A 1,460-nucleotide genomic window follows, 5' to 3' on the forward strand; every position below is an offset into this window, starting at 1 on the left:
GCAGGCGTTGCAGGCGCGCGCCGCCGGCGCGCCGCTCAGCGTCCACATGAACCCGGTGCTCCTGAAGCCGCAGAGCGAGGTCGGGGCGCAGGTGGTGGTGCAAGGCAGGGTCGAAGGCAACGCCAAGGCCGCCGAGTATCAGATGCTCAAGCGGACACTGATGCCGCGGGTCCTGGAGAGTTTCGGCATCCTCCGCAACCAGGCCGATCTCGTCCTGGTCGAAGGCGCCGGCAGCGCTTCGGAAATCAATCTTCGCCACAACGACATCGCCAATATGGGGTTTGCCCGAGCCGCCGACGTGCCGGTGGTGCTGATCGGCGATATCGACCGCGGCGGGGTGATTGCCAGCCTTGCCGGCACCAGGCTGGTGCTCGATCCCGAAGATGCGGCGATGATCCGGGGCTTTATCGTCAATCGCTTTCGGGGCGATCCGGCCCTGTTCGCCGACGGCATGCGGATGATCGGGGAACTCACCGGCTGGCAGTCGATAGGGCTGTTGCCGCATTTTGCCGATGCAGCCCGGCTGCCGGCCGAAGATGCGCTTGGCCTCAATGCGCCTTCGGTGCGGAAGGCCGAAGCGAGGATCAGGATCGCGGTGCCGATCCTGCCGCATATCTCCAATTTCGACGATCTCGATCCGCTGGAAGCCGAGCCGGATGTCGATCTGATCCGGGTTCGGCCGGGGCAGGTCATTCCCGGCGATTGCGATCTCGTGCTGCTGGTGGGATCGAAGGCGACGATATCCGATCTGCGGGCGCTGAAGACGGCCGGTTTCGACGTCGATATCGCCGCCCATGTCCGCCGCGGCGGTCGGACGCTCGGCCTCTGCGGCGGATATCAGATGCTTGGAAAAACCATTTCCGATCCGGACGGAACGGAAGGGCCGCCCGGCTCGATCGAAGGGCTGGGCTTGCTGGATGTGGAGACGGTTCTTTCCGGCGATAAACGGCTGGAGGCCGTCTCGGGCGAAAGCTTCGACGGAATTTCTGTGTCCGGCTATGAGATGCATATCGGACGGACGTCGGGCGTGGATTGCCAATGCCCGTTCTCAATCGTCGGCGGCAACCCGGACGGCGCGATATCCGCGGATGGCCGGGTCTGGGGCACCTATCTTCACGGTCTGTTTTCCGACGACCGGCAGCGGTCGGCCTGGCTGAAGCGGCTTGGTGGCTCGGCATCAGGCCTGGACTATGAGGCCGGGGTGGATGCGGTACTCGACCGGTTGGCCGGCCATATGGAAAAGCACCTCGATCTCGATGGGCTGCTCAAACTTGCCAGATAATCAGCGCCAAAAGGCCGAAAAGGCCGATCAGCAGCGCGTCGGCGACGCGGGCGAGTTTCAGCGCGCGGCGAATGTCGTCGTAGGTGAGCTCGGAGCGCCCACCCTCGCCCATGAATCGCGCCTCGATCATCTGTCCGCCATAGCTGCGCGGTCCGGCAAGCGCAATGCCGAGCGCGCC

The 1,460-nt window shown here is 64.7% G+C and carries 1 protein-coding gene and 1 pseudogene; one reads left to right on the plus strand and one right to left on the minus strand.

Translation table 11 applies throughout. From position 1 onward, the window contains the following. Window positions 1-1,282 (plus strand): cobyric acid synthase (locus MOV61_RS29905; RefSeq protein ID WP_247139176.1); only part of this gene is annotated, 1,282 nt, incomplete at its 5' end. Here MOV61_RS29905 and MOV61_RS29910 read toward each other — a convergent pair. Continuing rightward, window positions 1,266-1,460: pseudogene (locus MOV61_RS29910) on the minus strand (cobalamin biosynthesis protein); the annotation flags it as partial. The gene MOV61_RS29905 and the pseudogene MOV61_RS29910 sit on opposite strands and share 17 nt — an antisense overlap.

The sequence above is a fragment of the Neorhizobium sp. BETTINA12A genome (assembly GCF_023006485.1).
Lineage (GTDB): Bacteria > Pseudomonadota > Alphaproteobacteria > Rhizobiales > Rhizobiaceae > Neorhizobium.